Source organism: Flavobacterium xizangense, assembly GCF_054075145.1.
Genome location: NZ_JBSIPG010000001.1, coordinates 865,478 through 890,041 on the forward strand (window position 1 = coordinate 865,478; position 24,564 = coordinate 890,041).

The window sequence follows — 24,564 nt, forward strand, 5'->3', positions numbered from 1 at the left end:
ACTCTCTAAAATTTCCATATCCCATAAAGCTGAATATAATTAAAATTCTGTTCAAAATTAATCACATAACGCGCACCCAAACTCGGACCAATTCTGGCGAAACCTGCTGTTAAATCAAACAATAATCCAGTTTTAAAATCAGTAAAAGAGTTTTTAACGGTATTTGATGTTGTTTTGGAATCAATTAAAAAATTGCCTTTGTCGCCTTCATAAAGATCAGTTTGAATGTTTTGATTTTGCTCCGAAGAAACATTTACATTGAACTGAACTCCGGCTCCAATGCCAATGTAATTATTGATGTTATACCGAATCAAAACAGGAATTTCCCAATTAATATTTTTGTTTTCTGTTGTCGTTGTTGTGCGCTGTAATTGTCGTACTCCGTTGGGGTTTGTCAAAAATTCTTCTTCGACTTTAACTTCGCTATTATATTGATTCAACGCGTTCAACCATTCCGCTTGCCAGTAAAAACGATACGATTTAAAAGGCGAAATCGTAGCTCCAACAAAATAACTTGTTGATTTGTCTAAATCAGGATAAATATTGTAACCTGCTTTTGCGCCAATCGAAATTCCAGGCAAGAATCGGGTAGTGGCATAATTGGTAATTATAGGTTCGTTTTTATCAAAAATAATCGCAGTTCGGCTTTTTGTTTTTACTTTATGAAAGTCTTCGGCAAACTTCATCGAATATTTTACAAAACCTTTTGTAGAATCTTTTTCCTGAACATTTTTCTGTTCGCTTCCTGGTAAATAGATATTCTTAAAAGTAAAAATAATCTGTTTTTGTTTGATGATGGTATCCAGACAGCTTACAGTTGGTTCTTCACCTTTCGGGCAAATCGGACATTCAGGATACATGCTTTCAATCTGAAAAGTCTTTTTGTCGAACATATCAGGAACATCCGTTTCTAATCGGATTTTTCGCGCCGGACCTTCGCCATTATTCTGAAAACGGGTTTTAAAATTCACTCGTTTAAAACGTACCAATCTGTAATTCATAAAACTTCCGTTCGATCCCATTTTATTTGGATCATGCGAAGTCACAATTTCCATTTCGAGGTTTTTGATTTTATGATTCTTATAACTTCGATTTGGAACAAAAATTCCACGCATCGTAACCGTTGCGCTAGTATCTTTAATCATTTCCGGAGTAGTTTTAAATGTATAAAAAACATTGCGTGTTTCTCCCGGATTAGCGTTATCAAATTCTAAAATCGAAACATTATGATACGTTTTATTGGCATCTAATAAAGATGCGTCTAAATCTTCTTCAGCAGTTGTATCTCGATACTTTTTACGTTTGATTATATTTTCGGCGGAAGCCAAATAATTTTTAGAATCATCAAGATCGTCAACTGAAGCTACGAGATTTTCTTTTACTTCACGTTCGTTTGCGTAAGTTCTAAAATCGCTTAATTCGAAATTATTATTCTTGAATTGCTTTTCGTTGTAAAACAAATACAGTTTTCCGCTCGAAACATAATTCTCCAGATTTTGATAACTTACTACAACTATCATTTCCTGATCAGGAATAGGATCACAATTCTTAATTATTGCAAATCCGTTTTGATCAGCAATTGACGCGATGTCTTTATAACTATTGTCTGTAATATCATTTACGGCCACTTTTTTAGGACGCGTTGCAGGAGGTTTTCCGTTGTCATAATTATTCGTTACGGCAAGGCGTGTGGTGTAAGTTCCTTTGTTTTTATAGACATGTTTAGGTTCTGCTTCTTTACTGTAATGGCCGTCGCCGAGTTCCCATAAATAAGAATAACTAGGTTTTGGAGCGCCGGCAATCGGAATTAAAGGCGGTGTTTCAGGCTTGAAATTTACAGCATTTCCGTTCTGGATAAAACCAATATTAGCTCGTCGGGTTATGGTGTCTTTTACTTTGGTTTGACCTATTAAGAGAATAGAGAAGAGAATAAAGAAAATAGACAGTAGTGGCTTCATAACTAGATAGTTTTGGATCTTAAAATCTTCAGAATCAATTTTAAAACAGGATTAAATGTAAAAAAAAGTGATGAGCAAATCACCACTTTTTCTTAAAAAAGCATTTCTAAGTTATTGGATCGCATTAATTGCAGCTACCAATTGCGCTTCTGTACCGACTATTGTTTCGGCAAGAGTAAAAGTGTAAATATCGTTGGCAGCAACAGTTACAGCTTTGATCGCATATCGCCATTGACCATTGTCTTCGGTAACAAAAATCACGTGGCATTTTAGACCAATCGGGATTTGGCCATAATGTTCGCTGAATAATCCTGCAGCGGTATAAGTATCTAATTTTGCAAGTGCATTGTTTCCTTCGCCGTCATACGACAAATAAATTGCACTGTTGTTGTTGTCGTAACCTTCTGGAGCATCGGCAAGAATTGTCGTTTTTGGACGTGGATCACTATAAAAACGATCTACGTTTGTCCATCCAAAGTTTCCAAAAGTTACATAATAATTGTTTCCTTCGCCTTGAACGCCGCCTTTTCCGTTAGCTCCGTCAGCGCCTGCTTTTGCTTCTCTCCATGCTAATTCTCCAGCATCGTTAATTACGCCAGTCCACAACGTCATTGTATTGTCTAAGCCATCGGTTAAAGCAGTTGGAACAATCATGCTCATCGAACAAGAAGTTTGAAGTTCAACACCGCCCTGAGTTGCTTTGATGAAGAATTCTCCGCCAGAAATTAAAAGGTTTTTCTTTCCGTCAGCTGTAATTCCCATTGTTGGTTTGTTGGTAATCAACATGTTTCCTTTGTCAAAAAGCTCGATATATTCAATGTCGATTTGTCCTGTTACAGCATTTCCGTTTTTGGTTAAACAGTTTCCGTTGATGTTTAGTTTAACTCCTTTTGCCGAAGTTATTGTTATCATTCCGCTTCCGGCTGTTGCAGTAAATTTTTGAGTATTTCCTTTAACTCCTTTTTCACTGATGCTTTTAAAAGCAGCCGAAGTTGGCGGTGTAATTTTAATATCATCTCCGTCACTGTTGTCGCAGCTTACGAAAGAGAAAGAGATTAACAATAAAAATAATAGACTGATAGTTTTAAATTTTGTGTTCATGATTTCTAGTTTTTAAAAATCTGTCTTGAATGTTTCAAGTGGTTTTCAGATTTTGGTTGTTATTTACATTCTTATATCAATTTGGGTTTGATATTGTTACCCTTGTTTTCAAAATATTTTTTCAGGCTTGTATAACACTATATCAATTCGCTTTAAAATTTGTTACCCCTGTTTTTGATTTTTTTTATTTAGGTTGATAAACATTTGTCTTCAAAAAGATTTCCATCTTCATCAACGGCTAGCAGAATGTTTCGCTTCCGCGAAAGCGAAACAATTAAATACAGCCAGACAATTGCCCAAAGTCCGATTGTGATACAGGTTAAAAAGAGATGAAAAGAATGTTTGATGGCTTTTTTTTCTTTGGATAAAACAACATACGGCAGTTTTTCATTATGTTCGACAACAATAAAACCGTTTCGTTTTTTGGCCGAAATCATTTCGTAAAACTGATCCAGACTTTTTTCTTTAGTAAATTGATACGTTTCCATTCCTTTTAATTTTTTTTAGTTTAAAAGAGTATTACAGCTTTATATCAATTTGATTTTGTAATTGTTACCCTGTATTTTAAAATTATTTGAGATTCTTTTTTAACTTTAACTAATCAAAAGTTTTTTTATGGAGAAAATTAAAATACATCATGACCAAATGTATATTGACGGACTTGCTGCAAATGATTCGGTAATAATCGAATCTATTTATAAGAAGTTCGTTCCTAAAGTTGTCTTTTTCGTTCTGAACAATTCGGGCGACAGAGATCAGGCGCAGGATATTGTTCAGGAAGTCATGATATTGCTTTACAATCAGGCGAAAGCTGGCACTTTAAAATTAACATGCCCTTTTGATGCCTACTTTTTTCTGTTATGCAAAAGAAAATGGCTTAACGAATTCAAAAAAATTTCGAACAAAGGGGTAACAATTCATGAAGATGTGGTATCTATAAATGAATCTGCACTTGAATTAATAGCTCAGACTGAGGAATTTGATGAAAAACAGCAACTTTTTGACACCATGTTTCAAAAACTGGGAGATAAATGCCAAGAATTGCTGAAGCTGAGTTTTTCTGTTAAATCAATGGAAGAAGTTGCCGAAAAGCTAAATGTAACTTACGGATATGTGCGCAAAAAAAAATCGTTATGTATTGGTCAGTTAACACAGTGGATTCAGGAAGCAAAAAATTTTAATTCTCTAAAAAAATAATTAGTCATGAACGAAGAACACTACATATTATTCGATCAATATCTGGAAGGCGAACTGACTATCGATCAAAAAAATGATTTTGAAAAACAATTGGCCGAAGACGCTCAGTTTGCTTCAGAATTTGAAACTTTCAAATCAGTGCAGCTTCAATTGCAGAATAAATTTGGTTTTGAAGAAGAAAGAGAAGCATTCAAAGAAAATCTGAATCAGATTGCTGAAGAATATTTCAATAAAAAACCAAAAGTCATTGGTCTTAAACCTTGGTACCTTGCCGTTGCAGCATCAGTTGCGGTTTTGTTCGGACTGTTCTTTTTTAATTACAATCAATATCCGGCTTTCGCCGATTATAACCATCCGGAGCAAGCTTCTTTTGCCGAAAGAGGAAGCGAAGACGGTCCTCTAAAAAATGCTGAAAAAGAATTTAATGCGAAAAGATATTCATTAGCAATTCCGCATTTTGAAGAAGTTTTAGCAAAAGGAAAAACACCAGAAATTCAATTTTATTATGGCGTTTCTCTTTTAGAAGAAAGCCATTATTTAAAATCCGAAGCAGTTTTTAATGAATTGAAAGAAGGAAATTCGGTATATAAAGAAAAAGCGACTTGGTATCTTGCACTATCAAAATTGAAACAGCGAGATTATGAAGGATGCAAAAAAATATTGCAGACCATTTCAGAGGATTATGAAGATTATGATGAAGTGCAATTGCTTTTGGACGAATTAGATTAATAAAAAAAAAATGCTTTTACGTAAAGCCGTAACCGAATTTGGAATTTTAGTTCTAAATTCGGTTTTCTTTTTTAAAGAAACAGCCCAAACATCTACCCAAATTTGAACCTAAAATGCAAAGAATTACTGTATTAGTACTTGTTTTATTTTCTCAAACCATTTTCAGCTCGGCAAAAATCACCGAAACTGAAAAATTGGTCGCAACCTGCAAAGTTTGGGGTTTCTTAAAATATTATCATCCAGAAGTTGCGGGAGGAAAAACGAATTGGGACAATCAGCTTTTAGAAAAACTTCCAAAAATAGAAAAAGCACAAAGTAAAGAAGAGTTTTCGTTGATTCTCGAAAACTGGATCGATGATCTTGGTCCAGTAAAAGAAATTGCGCCAATTACTGTTTCAAAAGACATTAAATTCTTTGATAAAAACTTCGATTTAAGTTGGATTAACAGCAATAAATTGTTTTCAAAAAAGCTTTCGAAGAAACTTAAATTTATCGAAGAAAACAGATTTCAGGGCAAACAATTTTATGTGGAAGGAAGTGAACATGTAGAAAATGTTAACTTGATAAATGAACGTTATGACGATCCAAATTTTGAGGATAAAAATTCCAAACTACGTATGATATTTATGTATTGGAATGTCGTTGAATATTTTTTTCCATTTAAGTATTTAATGAGTCAAAAATGGGATGAAACTTTAATGCAGACATTACCTGCGGTGATCAAAGCTGAAAATTATACTGATTTTTACACAGCAATGAAAAAAATGGTTTCAAAAATGGATGACAGCCATACAGAGTTTTATATGTATAAGTCTTCGATAGCTGAAGGAAATGGAAGATTTTTTCCTGCTAAGGGAAAAATAATTGATGAAAAAATAATCGTTACAGAAATTTTAGGCGACAGTTTAGCCGAAGCTTATAACATTAAAATTGGCGATGTTATCACAAAAATAAATGACAAAACTATTAAAGCTCTTATCTCAGAAAATAGAGATTTAATCTGCGCATCAAATGATGCAGCTTATTTAGACAAATTGGCAAAGAGTTTACTGATAAATCTCTCTGATAATGTAAAAGTAGAATTTTTGAAAGACGGAAAATACGAAACAAAAGATATGATTTGGTTTGATTATCATGAGTCACATCGAAATGAATTTAAAAAAGGAGCTCAGAAAAAGAAGGAAAAGTTTAAACTTCTCGATAATAATATTGGATATGTAGACATGGGGATTATAAAATCGAGAAATATTCCGGCTATGATTGAGGCCTTAAAAAATACAAAAGCAATTGTTTTTGATATGAGAAATTATCCATTGGGAACTTTTAGGGAAATATCAAATTTTCTAAATTCTCAGGAAAAAGAATTTGCCATTTATACGCGTCCGTATTATGAGTACCCAGGCAGATTTATTTGGGATGGAGAAACAAAAAGCGGTTCTGATAATAAAGATCATTATAAAGGAAAAGTAATTGTTTTGCTAAACGAGAAGTCAGTAAGCCAATCTGAATGGACAGCAATGTGTTTTCAGACAGCAGGAAATACCACAATTATAGGAAGCCAGACCGCTGGTGCAGACGGTAATGTAAGCCAATTTGATTTTAAAGGATTTCATACTTTGTTTTCAGGAATTGGAGTTTATTATCCAGATGGAAGAGAAACACAAAGAATTGGCATAATTCCTGATATAGAGGTAAAACCAACCATAAAAGGAATTCAGGAAGGAAAAGACGAGGTTTTAGACCGCGCTTTGCTTTTTATTGAAACTGGAAAATAAGTAAAATATGTCATCCTGAGCGAAGTAGAAGAACAAATAAGCAGTTGAAAAAGAATTGGGGATCTTTTTTTGCGTACTTCAACGTCGCTCAGCCTGACATCTATAAAGAATTTAATAAGCAGACCTTTGTCAAAGTTCAAAACTTAGACAAAGGCTTTTTTTTTAAGAAAAAAATCTGTTTTTCATCCGTGTTTTCACGAAGTGAATCTGCGTCATCCGCGTGCCATTTCTCCTCAAAATTGCTATTCTTTTAATATTGTCGTAATTTTGACAGCTTTAAAAAAAAACAATTGAATTCGACACCCATTATTACCGATACACATACACATTTATATTCAGAAGAGTTTGATCAGGATCGTGACGCAATGATTCAGCGTGCTATAGATGCCGGAATTACGCGTTTTTTTATTCCTGCAATCGATGCTGCTGCCACACAATCCATGTACGATTTGGAGAAAAACTATCCAGAAAATATCTTTTTAATGATGGGACTTCATCCTACATATGTAAAAGATAATTATCTGGACGAATTGCAACACGTTGAAACTGAATTATCAAAAAGAAAATTCTATGCCGTTGGTGAAATCGGAATCGATTTGTATTGGGATAAAACACATTTAAAAGAGCAGCAAATTGCTTTTAAAAGACAAATTCAATTGGCAAAACAATACAAACTTCCCATTGTAATTCACTGTAGAGAAGCTTTCGACGAAATCTTCGAAGTGTTGGAGGAAGAAAAATCTGATGATTTATTTGGGATTTTTCATTGTTTTTCCGGAACTTTAGAGCAAGCAGAGCGCGCGATTTCTTACAAAATGAAGTTAGGAATAGGAGGAGTTGTCACTTTTAAGAACGGAAAAATTGATCAGTTTTTAAACCAAATCGATTTAAAACATATAGTATTAGAGACAGATTCGCCGTATTTAGCGCCAATTCCGTATAGAGGAAAACGAAATGAAAGTAGTTATTTAGTTAATGTTATTGCCAAATTAAGCGATATTTATGGAGTTTCTGCCGAAGAAATTGCAGTAATTACGACTCAAAATTCAAAAGACGTTTTTGGGATTTAACCCACGCCTTACAAAACTTTAATTTTTTTTTTGTTCTTTTGCCCACTTAAACCCAAATAAATAATGCAGAGATTTGATGCCATTCGACCGTTTTATGATTCCGAAATAAATGAAGCCCTTCATGATGTTGTAAATCATCCTATGATGAAAACCATGATGAACTTTACTTTTCCGGATGTGGAAGATGAAGTTTGGAAGGATCAATTGAGAAAAACGCATTCTATTCGTGATTTTCAATGCAATTTTATTTACAATACCATCCAAAAGGTTTTAGAAAAAAGCTCTGAAGGTTTAACAACTTCAGGTTTTGAAAAATTGGAACCAAATACTTCTTATCTATTTATCTCGAATCACAGAGATATTCTTTTGGATACTACCTTATTGAATGTTTGCTTGTTCGAACATGGTTTAGTAATGACTGCTTCCGCAATTGGAGATAATTTGGTTAAAAAAGCTTTCTTGGCAACTCTTGCAAAATTAAATAGAAACTTTTTGGTTTTAAGAGGATTAACGCCTCGTGAAATGCTGCAAAGTTCTAAATTATTGTCTGAATATATGGGACAGTTATTGCTTCGCGAAAATCGTTCGGTTTGGATTGCTCAAAGAGAAGGAAGAACAAAAGACGGAAATGACGAAACCAATCCAGGTGTTTTGAAAATGATCGGAATGGGTTCTGACGAAGAAAACTTAATGGATTATTTTAAGAAATTAAAAATCGTTCCGGTTTCTATTTCTTATGAATATGATCCGACTGATGTTTTGAAAATGCCGCAATTAATGGCAGAAGCAAACAACGAAGTTTACGTAAAAGATAAAAATGAAGATTTCATGACCATTTTGAGTGGTATCATGGGAACTAAAAAAAGAATACATATTTCTGTTGGCGATGTTTTAGACACAGAAATCGATCAGATTGTGGCTGAGAATGACAATGCAAACAAGCAAGTTCAGGCTTTGGCGCAAACTATCGATGATGTGATTTTGAAAAACTATCAATTATGGCCAACTAATTTTATTGCTTACGATATTTTAAACGAAACAGACAAATTTGCTCACAAATACAAAGAGAACGAAAAACAGCTTTTTGAGCGTCGTTTAGAAATGAGAATCGGAAGCGATAATCCTGTGACAAGACAAGGATTTTTAGCGATGTATGCGAATCCTGTTGTCAATAAATTAAAATACCAAGATGTCATCTAAAGCTAAAATACTATTGATTTATACCGGAGGAACCATCGGTATGAGCAAAGATTTTGAAACTGGAGCGCTGAAAGCCTTCAATTTTGGTAAATTAATTCAGAAAATTCCAGAAATCAAGCAATTGGACTGCGAAATCGAATCGATTTCATTCGAACATCCAATTGATTCTTCCAATATGAATCCTCAAATGTGGACAAAAATTGCCACAATGATTGAGGAAAATTATGCTTCTTTCGACGGATTTGTTGTCCTTCACGGATCAGATACAATGTCGTATTCGGCTTCGGCATTGAGTTTTATGTTGGAGAATTTAGCTAAACCAGTTGTGTTTACAGGTTCGCAATTGCCAATTGGAGATTTGCGTACCGATGCAAAAGAAAACCTGATTACAGCGATTCAGATTGCATCACTTTTAGAAAATGGAAAACCGGTTATTAAGGAAGTGTGTTTGTATTTTGAATACAAATTATACCGAGGCAATCGAACCTCTAAAGTAAATGCAGAACATTTCAGAGCTTTTACAGCACCAAATTACCCTGAATTGGTAGAATCTGGAGTTCATTTAAAATTAAATAAACATTTATTTCTTCCAGTAAATAAAGATGCAAAATTGATTGTTCATAAAAACTTAGACAATCATGTTGCCATTATCAAAATGTTCCCAGGAATGAGCGAAGTTGTTTTGGCTTCAATTTTGTCAACTCAAGGTTTACGCGGAATTGTTCTGGAAACTTACGGTTCAGGAAATGCACCGACTGAAGATTGGTTTTTGAATTTAATTGAAAAAGCAATCAAATCTGGAATGCATATCGTAAACGTAACACAATGTTCTGGAGGAAGCGTAAACATGGGACAATACGAAACCAGTACAGCATTAAAATCTCTTGGCGTTATTTCAGGTAAAGATATTACTACAGAAGCTGCAATTACAAAATTGATGTATTTGCTTGGACATAATATTCCACAAAATGAGTTTAAAGATATTTTTGAGACTGCACTTCGCGGGGAAATTTCGTAGAAAAAAATCTAATTAAAAAATCCCAGATTCAAAATTTCGATTTTTAGAATCTGGGATTTTTTAATTTTAATCTTTAGAATTTCTGTAAGGAACGGGGCAAGTTTCTAAATCTTCAGAAGTAGTATGTTTTTTATAATACACATAAACAATCACCGAAACAATACATATTATTCCCTGAATCGCAACGGTATTTCTGGTTCCAATAATGTGAGAAACGTAGCCAATGATCAAACTTCCCACAGGAATCATTCCCTGATAAGCCATTAAATAATAACTGATACTTCTGGAACGCATATTTACAGAGCTCTGTGTCTGAACATAAATATTTATAGATGAGGTTTGCGCCATCATTCCTACGCCACTCAAAGCCATACAAATAAGCGCGATAGTCAAACTATTTGAGTAAGCCAATATAATAATGCTAAAACCTAATAATAAGCTCGCTGCGATCATTATTTTGTTCATATTGTCGGCTCTTTTAAGGTTAGCCAAATATATTGCTGATACAATTGAACCAATTCCGGCTGCACTTTCAAACCAACTGAAGGTTTGTGCATTTCCGCTAAAAATATCTTTGGCAAAAACGGGCATTAAAGTATTGAACGAAATAACGAACAAGCTACTACACATTAGCATTAAAAGCATTCTTGCCATTTCGGTTTCTTTTTTTACATAATCTAAACCTTCAAGAAAATCATCCAACATTTTGAATTTATCTTGAGCTTTGATGTGAGGTGTGATTTTCATCATTAAAAGAGAAACTAAAACCGGAATATAGCTCAGGAAATTGCCAATAAAACAAATGTCTTCACCGTAATTGTGCAAAATAATTCCTGCAAGCGCCGGACCGGCAATTCGTGCGAAATTGTTCAAAGTTGAATTTAAGGCTACTGCATTCGGCAAATCGTCTTTATTGTCGACAATGTCAATCATCATGGTTTGTCTGCAGGTCATGTCGAATGCATTGATAATTCCCTGAAAGAGACTTAATGCCAAAATAAAATTGATATTGTAGATTTTTAGATAAAGCAATAAAGCCAAAAGTCCAGCCTGAAGCATTGCTAATGACTGCAATAAAATCATGGCTTTGTGTCGGTCATATCTTCCGATAATACTTCCGGCCAATGGCGCAAGAAATAAAGACGGAATCATGCTTAAAAATGTTGCTAGACCTAATAAAAATACAGAACCGGTTATGCTATAAACCATCCAGCTAACAGCAGTTTTCTGTAGCCAGGTTCCGACAATTGAAACGGATTGTCCGTAAAAGAAGAGCTTGAAGTTTCTAGATTTTAATGCTTTAAACATGATTTGTAATATTTAATACAAAGGTCGGGATTATGATTACATTAGAAAAATTAATAATTTTACTTATAATAAGTATTTAAACTTATCAATATGGAATTATATCAACTTGAATATTTTATTAAAACGGCTGAAGTATTGCATTTTACAAAAGCAGCCGAATTGTGTTTTGTAACGCAATCAGGCCTTTCGCAGCAAATTAAAAAACTCGAAGAAGAACTTGGTATGCCTTTGTTTAAGCGAATTGGCAAAAAAGTGCAGTTGACAGAAGCGGGTTCGGTTTTTTTAATTCACGCCAAAAAAGTAATCGAAAATGTAGAAAACGGAAAACAGGCAATTGAAGATTTAAATGAAATGATTGGAGGTGAACTGCGAATAGGCGTTACCTATATTTTTGGTTTATTGATTCTTCCGGTTGTCAATGCATTTGCTAAAAAATATCAGAATCTGAAAATTGTGGTTGAATACGGAACTACCGAAGCTTTAGAGCAAAAACTAATTGAAAACCAATTAGATGTAGTTTTGGTTATTTCATCACATGAAATTGAATTGCCCATTCAGAAAATACCTTTGTTTACCTCTCAAATGGTTTTGGCGGTTTCGAGAACACACGCTTTAGCCGCTTTAGATAAAATAGCTTTTAAAAAGATCGAAGAAATTCCGCTGGTTTTGCCCGGAAAAGGCTCGAATTCAAGAGAATTTGTTGAAGAATTATTTCAAAAATTTAATATGAAACCTAAAATCTCAATAGAGCTGCATTCGATACACGCATTATTGCAAATGGTAGAGAACAGTGATTGGGCGACAATTGTTGCTGAAATGGCATTAAAAGGCTGGGATCAGCTAAAGGCGATACAAATTACTGGCGTTGCAACAAAAAGAGAAGCGTTTATGCTGACGATTGGCGGTTATCAAAAAAAAGCCGTAAAGCTATTTATGGAAGAATTTAGAAAAAGCATTTAAGTTTGCAGATTTTGTTTTTAAAAACCATTTTTTTTTGTGTTCTTTGCAGACCAACAAAGAAAGGTGTCCGAGTGGTTGAAGGAGCTAGCCTGGAAAGCTAGTATATGGGTAACTGTATCGAGGGTTCGAATCCCTTCCTTTCTGCGAATTTGAAGTTAAAACCTGTAGATTAATTTTTACAGGTTTTTTTATAATACCGGAATATAAATATCAAACTTGGCCCCTTGGTTTAATTTACCTGTTGCCGTAATGATTCCCTGATGGTTTTCTACAATCTTCTTTGCTATAGCAAGACCAATTCCAGTTCCCTTATATTCTGCTCTGCTATGAAGTTGCTGAAACATTTCGAAAACACGACTTTCAAATTGCTGTTCAAACCCAATACCATTATCGCTGATTGTTATATGACAGTAATCAGATGATGACGGAAGATTTTTTGTTTTTTGCTTAGTATAAATGCTTTCTATCTTAATATGAGGTATTTCTCCCTGTTTTGAAAATTTGAGAGAGTTACTTATCAAATTGCATATAAGTTGATGAAATTGTGACGGTATTATATAGGCATTGCAATTTCCGGATACTTTTACAATGGCTTTTTTTAGATTGATTTGTTCACTTAAATCTTCTATTACTTTATTTATGACTTCATTAATGCTAACGTTTTCAAATTTCTTTTCGGTTACATTTGTGCGTGAGTACGTTAATAGATCATTTATAAGTCCTTGCATATGAGAGGCGGCGACTTCAATACGTTCTAAATAGAATTTTCCCTTATCAGTTAAATTTTGTTGTTCATCTGTATTTATTCTGTCTGTAAAAACCTGGATTTTTCTTAAAGGCTCTTGTAAATGATGACTTGAAATATAGGTAAAAGCTTCAAGTTCATTATTTGTTAATATTAATTCAGTTGCTCGTTTTTCTTTTTCTTTATTTTGAAAAGTAAGTTCGGCATTGGCAATGACTAATTCTGCGGCACGTTTTTCTTTTTCCTGATTTTGATAGGCCAGTTCAGTATTGGCAATAACAAGTTCGGCAGCGCGTTTTTCTTTTTCTTTGTTTTGATAGGCAAGTTCAGTGTTTGCTATAACTAATTCTGCTGCTCGTTTTTCTTTTTCTTTATTTTGGTAAGCTAGTTCGATATTAGCAACAATCAGCTCTGCGGCACGTTTTTTCCGCTCTTCTATTTGCTGTGAAAGTTTTTTATTGACCAATAATAATTCGTCATTATGATTTGCTTTATTTTTTTCTGAAAGAGCAATACCATCAGTGGGAATATTTTTTTTTTCGCTCATGTTTTCTTGCGCATTTACTCAAATATAACCTAACTAAATTTAATGTCTTTGTTTTAAATACAATAAGTCGATTTATAATCCAGAAGTAGCATTATTACTGAAAATCAGTAATTATTATTATTCAGTTTTTTCTTTCTTTTTATAATTGTGGGAATTTTTTTTGGTGCTGAAAATTTTGGTTGTTTTTGATTTTATTCTTTTGCAACTTGGTTTAGCCAGACTACATTTTGTTCTGATTTGTGATTTTGACCAATAATATCCTTGTACAATTCTGGTCTTCTAGCTTTTATATAGCGATTCCCTCCAGCCTGAATACATTTTTCCGGAGTAAGTACGGCTGTTGCAAAAGAATCGTCAAAAGTTCTGCATTCGGCTAAAATATCACCAAAAGGATCAATAATCATAGAGCAGCCGTTTTTTAATTGATCATCGTCCATTCCTATAGGATTTGAAAATACCGCATAAATTGCATTGTCGTAAGCTCTTGCCGGAAGCCATTTCATTAACCAGTCACGGCCTTTCATTCCGTCAAATTCTAATCGTAAAGAAGTTGGATCTGCTTCGCGGTTTTCCCAAAGTTGGGTTGCGACAAAACCAGCGCCAGGTCGGGTAGAAGGAGTACACATGGTTACGTGAGGCATAAAAATAATATCGGTTCCTAAAAGTTTTGTAGCACGTACATTTTCTATGATATTATTATCGTAACAAATTAAAATGCCACATTTCCAGCCTTCAATTTCAAAAATACAATAACGATCTCCAGGCGTTAAGTACGGATTTATAAACGGATGTAATTTTCGGTATTTGGCCACTAAACCATTTTTATCTACACAAACATAAGCTTTGAATAGATTATTATTATCATCTTTTTCAAAAAGGCCTGTTAATATTACAATGTTGTTATTTTTGGCAATTTCGACCAATTTTAGAATGCTTTCTCCACTCGGAATTAGTTCTGCCAATTCCAACATTTGTTCTTTTGATAAATTTCTTGCAAATGTATATCCGGTTATAGAACATTCATGAAATGAAATCACATCGCAGCCTTCCTGAGATGCCTTTTGAGAAAGTTTTTCGATTACCGATAAATTATAGTTTTTGTCGCCGCTTTTGTTTTCGAATTGGGCTGTGGCTATTTTTAGATTTTTCATATTGTCGCTATTAATTTCAGTCAAAAATAGCATCGACAATATTTTAAAAATTGTAAAAAACCGACATTAGAATGTCATACAGAAAATCTTTTTATAAAGTTGTTTGTTAATTTTCCGGTGTATAAGTATTGCTTCGGGGTTATTCCGGTATGTTTTTTAAATTCTTTTATTAAATGTGATTGATCTGAAAATTCGGCATCGTAACAAATTGTTGTCAGATTAGTATCTTCGGTTTTGTCTTTTAATAATTTTAGGAAGTGATGCAATCTTACAACATTTCCAAATTTCTTCGGATTTAATCCTATACATTCTTTGAATTTTCTTTCAAGATGTCTTTCAGTATAACCTGTGTGTTTAACCAATTGATTTATAGAAAAATGACCTTTATTTGCGATGATAAAATCTAATGAATTATTTATTATGAACTGATTTGAAATCGGTTTAGTGGTAATCATTGATCGAAAAAAATGATTTAAAAGTTCAATTCGCAATTGATTGTTTTGTTGAGATAATTTTTCCTGAAGTACAGTAATCTTGTGGTCAAATACATCCTCAACAGGAATAATAGCATCGTGAAATTCATTTGCAGGAATTCCTAACAATTGATGGATTCCGTTTGGTTGAAAGACAACAATGATTAACGTTATTTCATTTTCAGAAAAAAGATCTTTAAAACCGTTTAGCTGTCCGTATAAAAAAGAAGTTGGTAAATAATCTTTTGCATTAAATTCATTAATTTCAGAAATCAGCTTGCTTTTTAAAGAGAATACAAGACCAGTATTACCATCAGAAAACAGACGAAATTTTTGCACAGCAGTTTCTGTATTATCTAAAAACAGATAATGTTTAATGTAAGGCGATAACTCTTGTGAAGGAGAAACTTGCATGAATTTAATCGATTTTAAAGATAATCGAAATAGTTATTTATTGTGCTTTTGCGTTGATTCTGAATAATCTATTTTTGCTAAAGTAGGTATATTTTTCTCGAAAAAACAAAAACATCTAATCTAGCCCCGATAGTAGCGGCATCCTTTTATAGTTTCGTTTCTTTAACGAGACTATAAAAGATATAGCGGATAGCGGGACTAAAGGTGTCTTGAAAACTGATTTTTCTGCTTCTAAAAAAGAAAAAACTAATCCTGCAAAGCCATTTTTACTTTCGGCAATATACGTTCGATAAACATTTTATAAGCAGTTTCAGAAGGATGAAGACCATCTGAAGCGACTAAGCTTGGATTGTTGAGACCTTGCCTTGTAATATCAGTTATGGTTATAAATGTGACATTGTTTGATATGCAGTAATTCTCGGCAAAAGTGTTGTACTGGTTTATTTCATTAGAGATTTTCATGCGGTTTGATTCGCTGTAATTTTTAGTAAATGGCGTGTAGGCGTAATCTGGAATCGAAAGTACAATTACATTTTTTTTGTCGCCTTTTGCCAATGCAACCGCTTTGGTCAACAACTGCGGAAATTCTTTTTCGTAAACCGAGAAATCCATGTGCTGATATTGATTGTTGACGCCAATTAAAAGTGTAACCAAATCATAATTGGAATCTGGATTTTGTGTGTTTATTGCCGAAATTAAATCTCTAGTTGACCAGCCGGTTTGGGCAATTATTTTTAATGAAAAAACAGTTTCTGGGTAAATTGTTTGCAACTTGGCTTTTAGTTGTTCAGGATAACGACAAGTTTCACAAACACTTTGTCCAATGGTATAACTATCGCCTAAGGCGAGATAATTTATAGCGCTTGAAATGGGAGTGGTGGGAACTTCCGTTGTAGGTGGTGTGGGTTGAGGTGCAGCAGTATTTCCAGAATCTGAGGGTTCAGCGCTGCAGCTCAAAAGGAATATGGTGAGTATAACGATAACTATTTGTTTGAAATATGGTTTCATAATTTTGGCAAATTTGAATTGATAACATTTTAAACAAATAGTTACGTTAAATATTTGGCTTCGGTTTTATACCATTTCTGTTTTCATCAGAATTTGTTCTTCAATAGCATTCCAAAGTCCGATTCGTTTTTCTAAGGCTAAAATGGAAACTTCTTCAACTTCTTTCCATTTTTGAGCATCATCTTCGCACAATTCTGTAATCATTTGCATTGCCATTGGTCCATGTTCGTCGGCATCAAGTTCGATATGTCTTTCAAAGTAATAAAGCAGTTTTGCTAAATCAACTTCGGGAAGATTCTTTTGGAAATTTTTCAGGATTTGGGTAAACATACTCGGAATCAAATCTTCTCTTCCAAAAGTAAATGCTGCAGCAATTTGATGCGGTTTTCCTTCTTCTATAACTCTAAAAGTAAAATCTAAGAAAGCTTTTACATCAGGATGAAGCGAGCTCTGTTTGATAGCAACAAAAATATTGTGAAGCGAATGTACTTCAGCTAAAAATTTATTGATTGGGGCTGTATCTGCCCCGCAATCTTCCATTGCTTCAAGATACATTTCGTAGTGGCTTTGTCTTCTTCCGTCAATGGTTAAATCGGTTTCTTCAGCAAGAACAATTTCGTTGATCAAATATCTTGTTTCCGGGTTTTTAGTGGCGAACCAAGGTGTTGTTGTGCACGTAAGTTTGGCTTGTAAAGCTTTTAGCAATGACATAAAATCCCAAACAGCAAAAACATGATTTTCTAAAAAACTGTGCAAGTCATCAATGTTTTGAATTTTACCGTATAAGGAGTGGTTTAAAAGCTGGTCTTTTTGAGGTTGAATGCTATTGTTTATAGTTTCAATATTCATTTATGTAAATTTTGCTGCAAAGATAAAAAGCTTCTCGATTAGAAGAAGCTTTTTAAATTGATTTTGTATATAATTTAATAGTTGTTTATGATTTAAATGCTGGAATTCCAGTTACATCCATTCCGGTAATCAATAAATGGATGTCATGAGTTCCTTCATACGTGATTACACTTTCAAGGTTCATCATGTGGCGCATAATGGAATATTCGCCGGTAATTCCCATTCCGCCCAACATTTGTCTTGCTTCACGAGCGATTTCAATTGCCATATTAACATTATTACGTTTTGCCATTGAAATTTGAGCCGTTGTTGCTTTTCCTTCGTTTCTTAAAACACCTAAACGCCAAGTTAATAACTGTGCTTTTGTGATTTCGGTAATCATTTCGGCTAATTTCTTTTGCTGTAATTGCGTTCCTCCAATTGGTTTCCCAAACTGAATTCTTTCTTTTGCATAGCGTAAAGCAGTGTCATAACAATCCATCGCCGCGCCGATTGCTCCCCAGGCAATTCCGTAACGAGCAGAATCTAAACAACCAAGTGGTGCGCCTAATCCGGATTTGTTTGGTAAAAGATTTTCTTTTGGAACTTTTACATTATCAAAAATTAATTCTCCCGTAGACGATGCACGAAGCGACCATTTGTTATGCGTTTCTGGCGTTGTAAAGCCTTCCATTCCACGCTCAACGATTAAACCATGAATTCGGCCTTCTTCATTTTTTGCCCAAACAACAGCAATATCAGCAAATGGAGCATTCGAAATCCACATTTTGGCACCATTTAAAAGATAATGATCTCCCATATCTTTAAAATTGGTGATCATACTTCCCGGATCAGAACCATGATCTGGCTCAGTTAAACCAAAACAGCCCATGAATTCTCCGGTTGCCAGTTTTGGCAAATATTTCATTCGTTGTTCTTCGTTTCCGTATTTCCAAATTGGATACATTACTAAAGAAGATTGTACAGATGAGGTTGATCGTACTCCAGAATCGCCTCTCTCGATTTCCTGCATAATCAAACCATATGAAATTTGGTCTAAACCAGCACCTCCATATTCAACTGGAATATAAGGTCCGAAACCTCCAATTTCTCCAAGTCCTTTAATAATCTGTTTTGGAAATTCTGCTCTTTGTGCATACTCCTCAATAATAGGAGAAACTTCTCTTTTAACCCACGCGCGTGCCGACTCTCGAACTAGTTTATGCTCGTCAGTTAACAAATCGTCAAGGTTGTAATAATCTGGTGCTTGAAATAAATCTGGTTTCATTTTTGATATGTTTTACAAAAACAAATTTACGCAATAAAAATATAACAAAACAAAGCTAAATTGTTATATTTTTTTAATTTTGTTGTAAAATTAACAAGACTATGGCAAATAAATTTTAGTATATTGAAAATATATGCGTTATTTTTGGAATCCAAAAACAAATTAATGAGGCTAATCATCTCTTTTTTATTTTTTCTTGTTTTTAATATGAGTTTTTCTCAGCAAACTCAAATTAGTGAACAGGAATACTTAGTCTTGCAAGACAAAATTCGATTCAGTTTTAATGACAATGTCGATCGAGGTCTTGCATATACTAGAGAATTGATGAAATCAAACGATAATAAGCACCTAGCATTTGCTAATGGTGCAGCTTCTTATTTGTACCAAATTAAAGGTAACATTCCTAAGTCTGAAGAAACATTTAAAAAGGGATTTCGATATTTAGAAAAAATGCCCGAATCTGCGGAAAAAACCAAACTCACAGCTTATTTATATAATTTTCGAGGCTTGACAGAGTGGAAAAGAGGCAATTTGAGTGCTGCACTTGAAAATTATCAAAAAGGGATTAAATTTTCTATTAAAGTTGAAGATGTTATTCAAATTGTTAAATTCAAGAGTAATATTGCAATTGTTAATGAACAGGTTGGAAATTATCAATTATCAATTAAAAATTTAAGACAAAACAATGACTTCATTGATAAAAATGAAAGAGTTTATCCAAAAGATCAATTTCAAAACAGCAAAAGTAATATCAATTTAGATCTGGGTGGTTCTTACGAAGGTTATTTTATGAAAAACCAGGATAAGAAGTATTTACTTGACTCTGCTGAATATTTTTATAAAAAAGCGGTTACTTATTCTCAGAATTTTACTAGTAATAAAATTTCTGCTAAAATGAGTTTGGGGAATATTTACCTAATGAAGAGTGATAATAAAAATGCTGAAAAAATCTATTATGATATTTTGTTTTTGGCCAAACAAAATAATTCAGAAACCCTTTATCAAACTGCTAATTATAATTTAGGAGACTTGTATTTTTATACTGAAAAATATGACAAGGCTTTGGTTTGCTTAAAAAAAGTAGATTCTATTTCATTGAAAAATAAAACTTTGGATCAAAGTTTTTTGAAATCAAATTACCTTCAAGCTAAAATTTACAGTGCACTTAACAAACCCGAAGAAGCTTATAAACATTCTAAAATCTACTTGAATGCTTATGAAAAATCGGAGACAAAATTAAGAGATGAGGCTCAGGAAGTAAACTATAAATTAGGAGTAGAAGATTTGGGTGCCGAAATGCTTACTATTCAGGAAAAATATAAATATGATGTTTTAATAAATAAAGCCCTAAAGGTGTTTTATGTACTTCTTGTTTTAGCAATTGTATTTTTTCTGATAAAAAACATTCGAGACAAGAACAAGGCACATAAAAAAATGAATGCCTTGATTGAAGAGTTTAAAGCTAATTTAGAGAAAAAAGAAAATCCGCCTATTTTAGCAGAAGCTGTTGATAACTTGGAAACTGAAGAAATTCATCTTAAAAAGGAAAATGCTAATTTAAGTATTGACGAAGCCAAGGAAAATAAAATTGTCGAAAAATTATTGGCGCTTGAAAATAAGCTCGAATACCTCAATGCCGATTTTACGTTGCCTTATGTGGCCAAGAAAATTAAAACCAATACAACTTATTTGTCGTATGTGGTAAATAAACGATTTGGTAAATCGTTTGGAGAGTATTCAAATGAGCTTAAAATCAATTATGTAATCAATGAAATGATAACCAATCATATGTACCGAAAATATTCTACTCAAGCTATTGCCGAAAGTGTTGGTTTTAAAAATGCAGTTTCATTTGCAAAATCATTCCGTAAAAGAACGGGAGTTTCTCCAGCTCAGTTCGCAAATAATATTTAGAATACTATTTTGACAATTGAATAAAAGTTATTGGATATCTTTAGATTAAAAAAAACAGCCAAACTCATCTGTTTAGCTGTTAATATTCTATTTCGTCATAAAAAATGGTTTTATCCATTTCCGTTGGATGTTTTTCCTGGATCGTTTTTAGAATCCGTTTCCCCATCTCCTCCGCGAACAGCTTTTTGTTGGTTTGAAGATAATTTTAAAGTTTCAAAATCTTCAATTTTCATTTTTGTACTCTTCATGATATTTTTGATTTAAGTATAAATTGAGTTTTAAAAAGTATTATCCGTTTCCTCCTTTTCCATCTTTCCCTGGTTCATTTGGAGGGTAATCTTCACCATCACCGCCGTGAACTATTTTTTGTTCATTTTTTGATAATTTTTCGGCTTCAAAATCTTCGAATTTTAATGTCTTATTTGCCATGATTTTACTTATTAGGATTATTGATATTCAAAGCTAGATAAAAAGGAAAACGCTTTGTCGAGATTTGGGTTTTGACAATTTTAGATCAAAAAAAATCATTGCAAATATTTGATTTTCAATCTGTTACAATATAGTCTATGACTAGTATAATTTATAAATTGTATGTAGTATAATTGATAAAATGTCTACCAAAGGTCACTTTTTCTCGATAAAAACCACAATATTTGTATTGTAATTATGATTTAAAGCAATCGAAAACGATGTTAAAACTAGTCCAAAAATTTCTACAAATAAATAGATACTCAGACATCAAAAATGAGTTCAAGGATTTGTTTTTGTCTCATCCTAATTATCCAAGTTTATTTGCGATAACAGATTCATTAGATTTATTATCAATAGAAAATGCAGCCATCAGAGTTCCGAAAGAACAAATAGTAGATTTGCCTTCAAATTTTTTAGCTTATTTCAAAGAAGAACTTACATTAGTAGAAAAGGCTAAAAATTTTGTTCGTATTACTACAATTAAAAAAGGAACCCAAAAAATAGCGTATGAAAAATTCCTTTTAGATTGGAATGGAGTAATTGTTGCTATCGAACCTAATAATGTTATAGCAAGAGATAGTTTAAAAATTGAATTGAGCTGGTTGAAATATTGTCTTCCGTTCGTATTCGTAATTGGATTGTCTTTCTTTTATAATATGTATGATGCTTTTAGCGTGTTTTTCCTAACAACATCAACTTTAGGATTTATAGTAAGTGTTTTTATTGTTCAGGAAAAATTAGGTTTTAAAAACAGCATTATATCAAAGTTTTGCAACCTAAGTTCAAATTCATCCTGCAATTCTGTAATTAATTCTAGTGAAGGAACAGAAAATAAGGTATTTAACTTTTCTGATTTGCCACTAATGTTCTTTATATCAAGTTTTATAGCAATATTAATTCAGCCTTTAAATTCAGCGATTTTTGTTGGTTTTTTAAGCTTGCTTGCTATACCAATTATAGTATCATCTATTTGGATTCAAAAATTTGAACTTCAAAAATGGTGCGTAATGTGTTTAGTAGTTTCGTTTTTGATTTTTATGCAGAGTTTTATCTGGTTTTCATCAGATTTATTCACTTTGAGTTTTAGTTTCGAAAGTATTTTTCCATTTGTTTTCTCATTAGTACTTCTTGTACCAATCTGGTTGGCAATGAAACCAATGATAAAAAATGTTTTAAATAGCGAAAATTCACTAAAAGAACTGAAAAAATTCAAGAGAAATTATTCTCTATTAAATTTTCTGGCTAAAAAAGTTCCTTATCCAGATGGATTGGAAGAGTTAAGAGGTTTGAATTTTGGAAGCCGAAGCGCAGCTATAAAATTAGCAATAATTATTAGCCCAAGCTGTGAGCATTGTCATAAAACATTTCACGAAGCATTTGATCTTGTTTTAAGATTTCCAGATAAAATTTATTTGAACGTATTATTCAATATTAATCCGGAAAATACTGAAAATCCATATAAAATAATTGTCGAAAGAATTTTGACAATAAACAGAGCAACACCTGGAAAAACAGTTGAAGCGATTTCAGACTGGCATATTAAAAAAATGAGCCTTAAAAAATGGCTTAAAAAATGGCATGTTGAACCAATCAGCATTTTAATAAGTCAAGAAATAAATAAACAGTACGAATGGTGTTCTAAAAATAATTTTAATTACACACCAGTCAAAATCGTAAACGAAAAATTGTTTCCAAACGAGTATGAACTCAGTGAACTGAAATATTTCTTAAATGATTTTGCTGAAGAAGTCGAAATTCTTGAAAAAATAGCTTAACGGCATTGACAAATTCCTGCGCAGGGATAGACATAACCTTCAAGTGTCTTAAAATGATTGAAGTACGAATCAAGAAACAAAAACCACAAATTATGTTAGAAAAATTCTTAAAAGCGAAGGGAACTCAAAAATTGTCAAAAGAAGAGCAAAAAAATATTTCTGGTGGAAATATGCCTCCAGGATTGTGTTGGGATTATTGGGCACAAAAAGAATATAAGTGCTAATATTCTTTCAAAAATAAAAGAGTGCGGAGAAGTATAAAAGCTTCTCCCTGCTTCACAAAAAATTGAAGAATTAAAAATGTAAGTTGTGGTTTTAGTAAATGAAGTGGAAATAAAAAATTGAAGATTATGCTAAAAAATATTTTAAATCTAGAAGGAACACAGGAAATAACTGCCAGTGAACAAAAATTGATCATGGGCAATTATGCAAAAGAAACTGCGTCAAGATGTAATGCATGGGATTATGTGTCAGCAATGTCATATGAAGACTGTACGGACTATTTTGCATTAGAAATGAGTTATTCTGATGCTCTGGTGATGGGATAGCATTTTTGGCCTTTAAAAAGCCTAAAATCAACTAAGACCTTTAAACGCTTAGAATGGTTTCAGAATAAAAAAGATCAAATATTAATTTGAATATTATGATAAAGAAAATTTTAAGTCTGAAACACACTGAAAAAATCAGTAAAAACGAGCAAAAAACAATGAAAGGAGGTATTCCTGAATGTTGGATTAATGCAATTGAGGCAGGGTGCGTTTTAATACCGGCCGGTGGCGTTTGTCCGATGGATACTTTACCAGGTATTTGTAACACAGGCCGATTATGCTGCTAAAAATGAAATTTATTAAGTAAACAATATAAAGCCTTATCAAAAATTTAGTCATGTTTTTTTTTGAATTTGTAGGCGCTCGATCGTGGAACATTGAGCAAATATCCCAATATTGATGATTGGTGTTGGGATTCTCAGGAAATTGGCCACTGTGTTGATTTTATTTGGTTAGGTTAACCAGTGGCAGGTCCTAGAGAAATTAAGTTATTAAATAATTGAAATAATTATGAGCAGTAAGAAAACATTTCTAACTGCTTTTTTTTTTAAAATTATCTTATCTAAAATACGATTTAAAAGAAAAGACAGAAGCTTCAAATGTCTTAAAAGGATTGAAGCATTAACAAAACCCCAAAAAAACCACATTATGTTAAAGAAAATTTTTGAATTACATGGAGTTGTTGAATTAAGTAAAGAAGAGCAACGAGCACTTAAAGGTGGTAATGCACCGGTTTGCGAACCAAACACTACTGCTAAAAGATGCCCGAGAACGGCAACTTCGCCAGCTTATTGGATTTGCGTGACAGATCCTAACGAGCCATGTGAATAGACATTTTAAATACAATAAACTTGTTATTAGTAAAAGAGAGATATCTTTTTTTTGACATGTTTTTACAAATCTAACAGAGAGGAAAAATTTTCCTCTCTGTTTTTTTGTGCACAATTCTTTTCTCAAAAGGCATTTTTCTTATTATAATTTTGCATTGTCTTTGAGAATGGTTTCACTTATTTTTAAATACCTTGAATAATCACAATTTGAGAAACAAAAAATTCTTTAAGTGCGCGATAAATATTACATTAGCAA

General features: G+C 33.0%; 24 protein-coding genes, 1 tRNA gene and 2 pseudogenes. 15 read left to right on the forward strand and 12 right to left on the reverse strand.

Going from position 1 to position 24,564, the window contains the following annotated elements:
• Positions 1–5: 5 nt before the first annotated feature.
• From ACWA1B_RS03615 to ACWA1B_RS03625, 3 genes are all read right to left on the reverse strand, one after another.
• Complete coding sequence (locus tag ACWA1B_RS03615) at positions 6–1,958, reverse strand: PKD domain-containing protein (protein ID WP_456904497.1); 1,953 nt, start codon at positions 1,956–1,958, stop codon at positions 6–8.
• Between the two features lie 111 nt (positions 1,959–2,069).
• Entirely contained in the window at positions 2,070–3,059 is a 990-nt protein-coding gene (locus ACWA1B_RS03620; RefSeq protein ID WP_456904498.1) for a hypothetical protein, read from the reverse strand.
• A 188-nt stretch (positions 3,060–3,247) separates the two neighbouring features.
• On the reverse strand, positions 3,248–3,547 hold the full coding sequence (locus ACWA1B_RS03625; protein ID WP_456904499.1) for a hypothetical protein: 300 nt from the start codon (positions 3,545–3,547) through the stop codon (positions 3,248–3,250).
• 127 nt (positions 3,548–3,674) lie between these two features.
• Between ACWA1B_RS03625 and ACWA1B_RS03630 the strand changes: the two genes are divergently transcribed.
• The 6 genes from ACWA1B_RS03630 to ACWA1B_RS03655 all read left to right on the forward strand — a co-directional run bounded on the left by ACWA1B_RS03630 (position 3,675) and on the right by ACWA1B_RS03655 (position 10,048).
• Entirely contained in the window at positions 3,675–4,256 is a 582-nt protein-coding gene (locus ACWA1B_RS03630; RefSeq protein WP_035646154.1) for an RNA polymerase sigma factor, read from the forward strand.
• Positions 4,257–4,262: 6 nt separating this feature from the next.
• Entirely contained in the window at positions 4,263–4,985 is a 723-nt protein-coding gene (locus ACWA1B_RS03635; protein WP_456904500.1) for a tetratricopeptide repeat protein, read from the forward strand.
• Between the two features lie 113 nt (positions 4,986–5,098).
• On the forward strand, positions 5,099–6,760 hold the full coding sequence (locus ACWA1B_RS03640; protein ID WP_456904501.1) for a S41 family peptidase: 1,662 nt from the start codon (positions 5,099–5,101) through the stop codon (positions 6,758–6,760).
• A gap of 290 nt (positions 6,761–7,050) precedes the next feature.
• A complete protein-coding gene (locus ACWA1B_RS03645) occupies positions 7,051–7,830 on the forward strand; it encodes a TatD family hydrolase (protein ID WP_456904502.1) in 780 nt (259 codons plus the stop codon).
• A gap of 63 nt (positions 7,831–7,893) precedes the next feature.
• Positions 7,894–9,030, forward strand: a complete 1,137-nt coding sequence (locus ACWA1B_RS03650) for a 1-acyl-sn-glycerol-3-phosphate acyltransferase (protein WP_456904503.1) — start codon at positions 7,894–7,896, stop codon at positions 9,028–9,030.
• A complete protein-coding gene (locus ACWA1B_RS03655; protein ID WP_456904504.1) occupies positions 9,020–10,048 on the forward strand; it encodes an asparaginase in 1,029 nt (342 codons plus the stop codon). Before ACWA1B_RS03650 ends, ACWA1B_RS03655 begins: the two co-directional genes overlap by 11 nt.
• A gap of 66 nt (positions 10,049–10,114) precedes the next feature.
• Here the strand turns inward: ACWA1B_RS03655 and ACWA1B_RS03660 are convergent, their stop codons facing one another.
• Entirely contained in the window at positions 10,115–11,356 is a 1,242-nt protein-coding gene (locus tag ACWA1B_RS03660; protein WP_456904505.1) for an MFS transporter, read from the reverse strand.
• A gap of 90 nt (positions 11,357–11,446) precedes the next feature.
• Between ACWA1B_RS03660 and ACWA1B_RS03665 the strand changes: the two genes are divergently transcribed.
• Together ACWA1B_RS03665 and ACWA1B_RS03670 are read left to right on the forward strand one after the other, a co-directional pair.
• The gene (locus tag ACWA1B_RS03665) at positions 11,447–12,316 is read left to right on the forward strand and encodes a LysR substrate-binding domain-containing protein (protein WP_456904506.1); all 870 of its coding nucleotides are present in this window, start codon (positions 11,447–11,449) and stop codon (positions 12,314–12,316) included.
• Between the two features lie 57 nt (positions 12,317–12,373).
• Positions 12,374–12,460 (forward strand) — tRNA-Ser (locus tag ACWA1B_RS03670).
• A gap of 44 nt (positions 12,461–12,504) precedes the next feature.
• On the opposite strand, the gene ACWA1B_RS03675 is transcribed toward ACWA1B_RS03670, so the two are convergent.
• The 6 genes from ACWA1B_RS03675 to ACWA1B_RS03700 all read right to left on the reverse strand — a co-directional run bounded on the left by ACWA1B_RS03675 (position 12,505) and on the right by ACWA1B_RS03700 (position 18,770).
• Complete coding sequence (locus tag ACWA1B_RS03675) at positions 12,505–13,608, reverse strand: sensor histidine kinase (protein ID WP_456904507.1); 1,104 nt, start codon at positions 13,606–13,608, stop codon at positions 12,505–12,507.
• A 191-nt stretch (positions 13,609–13,799) separates the two neighbouring features.
• On the reverse strand, positions 13,800–14,759 hold the full coding sequence (locus ACWA1B_RS03680) for a nitrilase family protein (protein WP_456904508.1): 960 nt from the start codon (positions 14,757–14,759) through the stop codon (positions 13,800–13,802).
• Positions 14,760–14,833: 74 nt separating this feature from the next.
• The gene (locus ACWA1B_RS03685) at positions 14,834–15,646 is read right to left on the reverse strand and encodes an AraC family transcriptional regulator (RefSeq protein ID WP_456904509.1); all 813 of its coding nucleotides are present in this window, start codon (positions 15,644–15,646) and stop codon (positions 14,834–14,836) included.
• 246 nt (positions 15,647–15,892) lie between these two features.
• Positions 15,893–16,654: an SGNH/GDSL hydrolase family protein gene (locus ACWA1B_RS03690; RefSeq protein WP_456904510.1), complete on the reverse strand. Its 762-nt coding sequence runs from the start codon at positions 16,652–16,654 to the stop codon at positions 15,893–15,895.
• Between the two features lie 66 nt (positions 16,655–16,720).
• Positions 16,721–17,503 (reverse strand): DUF3050 domain-containing protein, encoded by a 783-nt coding sequence (locus tag ACWA1B_RS03695; RefSeq protein ID WP_456904511.1) that lies wholly within the window; start codon positions 17,501–17,503, stop codon positions 16,721–16,723.
• Between the two features lie 85 nt (positions 17,504–17,588).
• Positions 17,589–18,770, reverse strand: a complete 1,182-nt coding sequence (locus ACWA1B_RS03700; protein ID WP_035646122.1) for an acyl-CoA dehydrogenase family protein — start codon at positions 18,768–18,770, stop codon at positions 17,589–17,591.
• 918 nt (positions 18,771–19,688) lie between these two features.
• On the opposite strand from ACWA1B_RS03700, the pseudogene ACWA1B_RS03705 reads away from it, so the two are divergent.
• Both ACWA1B_RS03705 and ACWA1B_RS03710 read left to right on the forward strand, forming a co-directional pair.
• Positions 19,689–19,856, forward strand: a pseudogene (locus ACWA1B_RS03705) (hypothetical protein); the annotation flags it as partial.
• A 585-nt stretch (positions 19,857–20,441) separates the two neighbouring features.
• Positions 20,442–20,684: pseudogene (locus ACWA1B_RS03710) on the forward strand (helix-turn-helix domain-containing protein); the annotation flags it as partial.
• A 110-nt stretch (positions 20,685–20,794) separates the two neighbouring features.
• Here the strand turns inward: ACWA1B_RS03710 and ACWA1B_RS03715 are convergent.
• Together ACWA1B_RS03715 and ACWA1B_RS03720 are read right to left on the reverse strand one after the other, a co-directional pair.
• Entirely contained in the window at positions 20,795–20,932 is a 138-nt protein-coding gene (locus ACWA1B_RS03715; RefSeq protein ID WP_456904512.1) for an rSAM-modified peptide, read from the reverse strand.
• Positions 20,933–20,972: 40 nt separating this feature from the next.
• Positions 20,973–21,113: an rSAM-modified peptide gene (locus ACWA1B_RS03720; RefSeq protein WP_456904513.1), complete on the reverse strand. Its 141-nt coding sequence runs from the start codon at positions 21,111–21,113 to the stop codon at positions 20,973–20,975.
• Positions 21,114–21,373: 260 nt separating this feature from the next.
• Between ACWA1B_RS03720 and ACWA1B_RS03725 the strand changes: the two genes are divergently transcribed.
• The 5 genes from ACWA1B_RS03725 (at position 21,374) to ACWA1B_RS03745 (ending at position 24,309) form a co-directional block, all read left to right on the forward strand.
• On the forward strand, positions 21,374–22,930 hold the full coding sequence (locus ACWA1B_RS03725) for a vitamin K epoxide reductase family protein (protein ID WP_456904514.1): 1,557 nt from the start codon (positions 21,374–21,376) through the stop codon (positions 22,928–22,930).
• A gap of 53 nt (positions 22,931–22,983) precedes the next feature.
• Complete coding sequence (locus tag ACWA1B_RS03730; RefSeq protein WP_456904515.1) at positions 22,984–23,154, forward strand: hypothetical protein; 171 nt, start codon at positions 22,984–22,986, stop codon at positions 23,152–23,154.
• A gap of 117 nt (positions 23,155–23,271) precedes the next feature.
• Complete coding sequence (locus ACWA1B_RS03735; RefSeq protein WP_456904516.1) at positions 23,272–23,478, forward strand: hypothetical protein; 207 nt, start codon at positions 23,272–23,274, stop codon at positions 23,476–23,478.
• Positions 23,479–23,573: 95 nt separating this feature from the next.
• Positions 23,574–23,765, forward strand: coding sequence for a hypothetical protein (locus tag ACWA1B_RS03740; RefSeq protein WP_456904517.1), 192 nt, complete (start codon positions 23,574–23,576; stop codon positions 23,763–23,765).
• 361 nt (positions 23,766–24,126) lie between these two features.
• Complete coding sequence (locus ACWA1B_RS03745; RefSeq protein ID WP_456904518.1) at positions 24,127–24,309, forward strand: hypothetical protein; 183 nt, start codon at positions 24,127–24,129, stop codon at positions 24,307–24,309.
• The last annotated feature ends 255 nt before the right edge of the window (positions 24,310–24,564 follow it).

Coding starts and splice junctions, on each gene's coding strand:
- ACWA1B_RS03615 (WP_456904497.1), bottom strand. CDS start 1,958: ATGAAGCCACTACTGTCTATTTTCTTTATTCTCTTCTCTATTCTCTTA.
- ACWA1B_RS03690 (WP_456904510.1), bottom strand. CDS start 16,654: ATGAAACCATATTTCAAACAAATAGTTATCGTTATACTCACCATATTC.
- ACWA1B_RS03720 (WP_456904513.1), bottom strand. CDS start 21,113: ATGGCAAATAAGACATTAAAATTCGAAGATTTTGAAGCCGAAAAATTA.
- ACWA1B_RS03635 (WP_456904500.1), top strand. CDS start 4,263: ATGAACGAAGAACACTACATATTATTCGATCAATATCTGGAAGGCGAA.
- ACWA1B_RS03650 (WP_456904503.1), top strand. CDS start 7,894: ATGCAGAGATTTGATGCCATTCGACCGTTTTATGATTCCGAAATAAAT.
- ACWA1B_RS03730 (WP_456904515.1), top strand. CDS start 22,984: ATGATTGAAGTACGAATCAAGAAACAAAAACCACAAATTATGTTAGAA.
- ACWA1B_RS03700 (WP_035646122.1), bottom strand. CDS start 18,770: ATGAAACCAGATTTATTTCAAGCACCAGATTATTACAACCTTGACGAT.
- ACWA1B_RS03660 (WP_456904505.1), bottom strand. CDS start 11,356: ATGTTTAAAGCATTAAAATCTAGAAACTTCAAGCTCTTCTTTTACGGA.
- ACWA1B_RS03675 (WP_456904507.1), bottom strand. CDS start 13,608: ATGAGCGAAAAAAAAAATATTCCCACTGATGGTATTGCTCTTTCAGAA.
- ACWA1B_RS03630 (WP_035646154.1), top strand. CDS start 3,675: ATGGAGAAAATTAAAATACATCATGACCAAATGTATATTGACGGACTT.
- ACWA1B_RS03725 (WP_456904514.1), top strand. CDS start 21,374: ATGTTAAAACTAGTCCAAAAATTTCTACAAATAAATAGATACTCAGAC.
- ACWA1B_RS03620 (WP_456904498.1), bottom strand. CDS start 3,059: ATGAACACAAAATTTAAAACTATCAGTCTATTATTTTTATTGTTAATC.
- ACWA1B_RS03640 (WP_456904501.1), top strand. CDS start 5,099: ATGCAAAGAATTACTGTATTAGTACTTGTTTTATTTTCTCAAACCATT.
- ACWA1B_RS03745 (WP_456904518.1), top strand. CDS start 24,127: ATGTTAAAGAAAATTTTTGAATTACATGGAGTTGTTGAATTAAGTAAA.
- ACWA1B_RS03625 (WP_456904499.1), bottom strand. CDS start 3,547: ATGGAAACGTATCAATTTACTAAAGAAAAAAGTCTGGATCAGTTTTAC.
- ACWA1B_RS03740 (WP_456904517.1), top strand. CDS start 23,574: ATGATAAAGAAAATTTTAAGTCTGAAACACACTGAAAAAATCAGTAAA.
- ACWA1B_RS03695 (WP_456904511.1), bottom strand. CDS start 17,503: ATGAATATTGAAACTATAAACAATAGCATTCAACCTCAAAAAGACCAG.
- ACWA1B_RS03680 (WP_456904508.1), bottom strand. CDS start 14,759: ATGAAAAATCTAAAAATAGCCACAGCCCAATTCGAAAACAAAAGCGGC.
- ACWA1B_RS03655 (WP_456904504.1), top strand. CDS start 9,020: ATGTCATCTAAAGCTAAAATACTATTGATTTATACCGGAGGAACCATC.
- ACWA1B_RS03685 (WP_456904509.1), bottom strand. CDS start 15,646: ATGCAAGTTTCTCCTTCACAAGAGTTATCGCCTTACATTAAACATTAT.
- ACWA1B_RS03715 (WP_456904512.1), bottom strand. CDS start 20,932: ATGAAGAGTACAAAAATGAAAATTGAAGATTTTGAAACTTTAAAATTA.
- ACWA1B_RS03665 (WP_456904506.1), top strand. CDS start 11,447: ATGGAATTATATCAACTTGAATATTTTATTAAAACGGCTGAAGTATTG.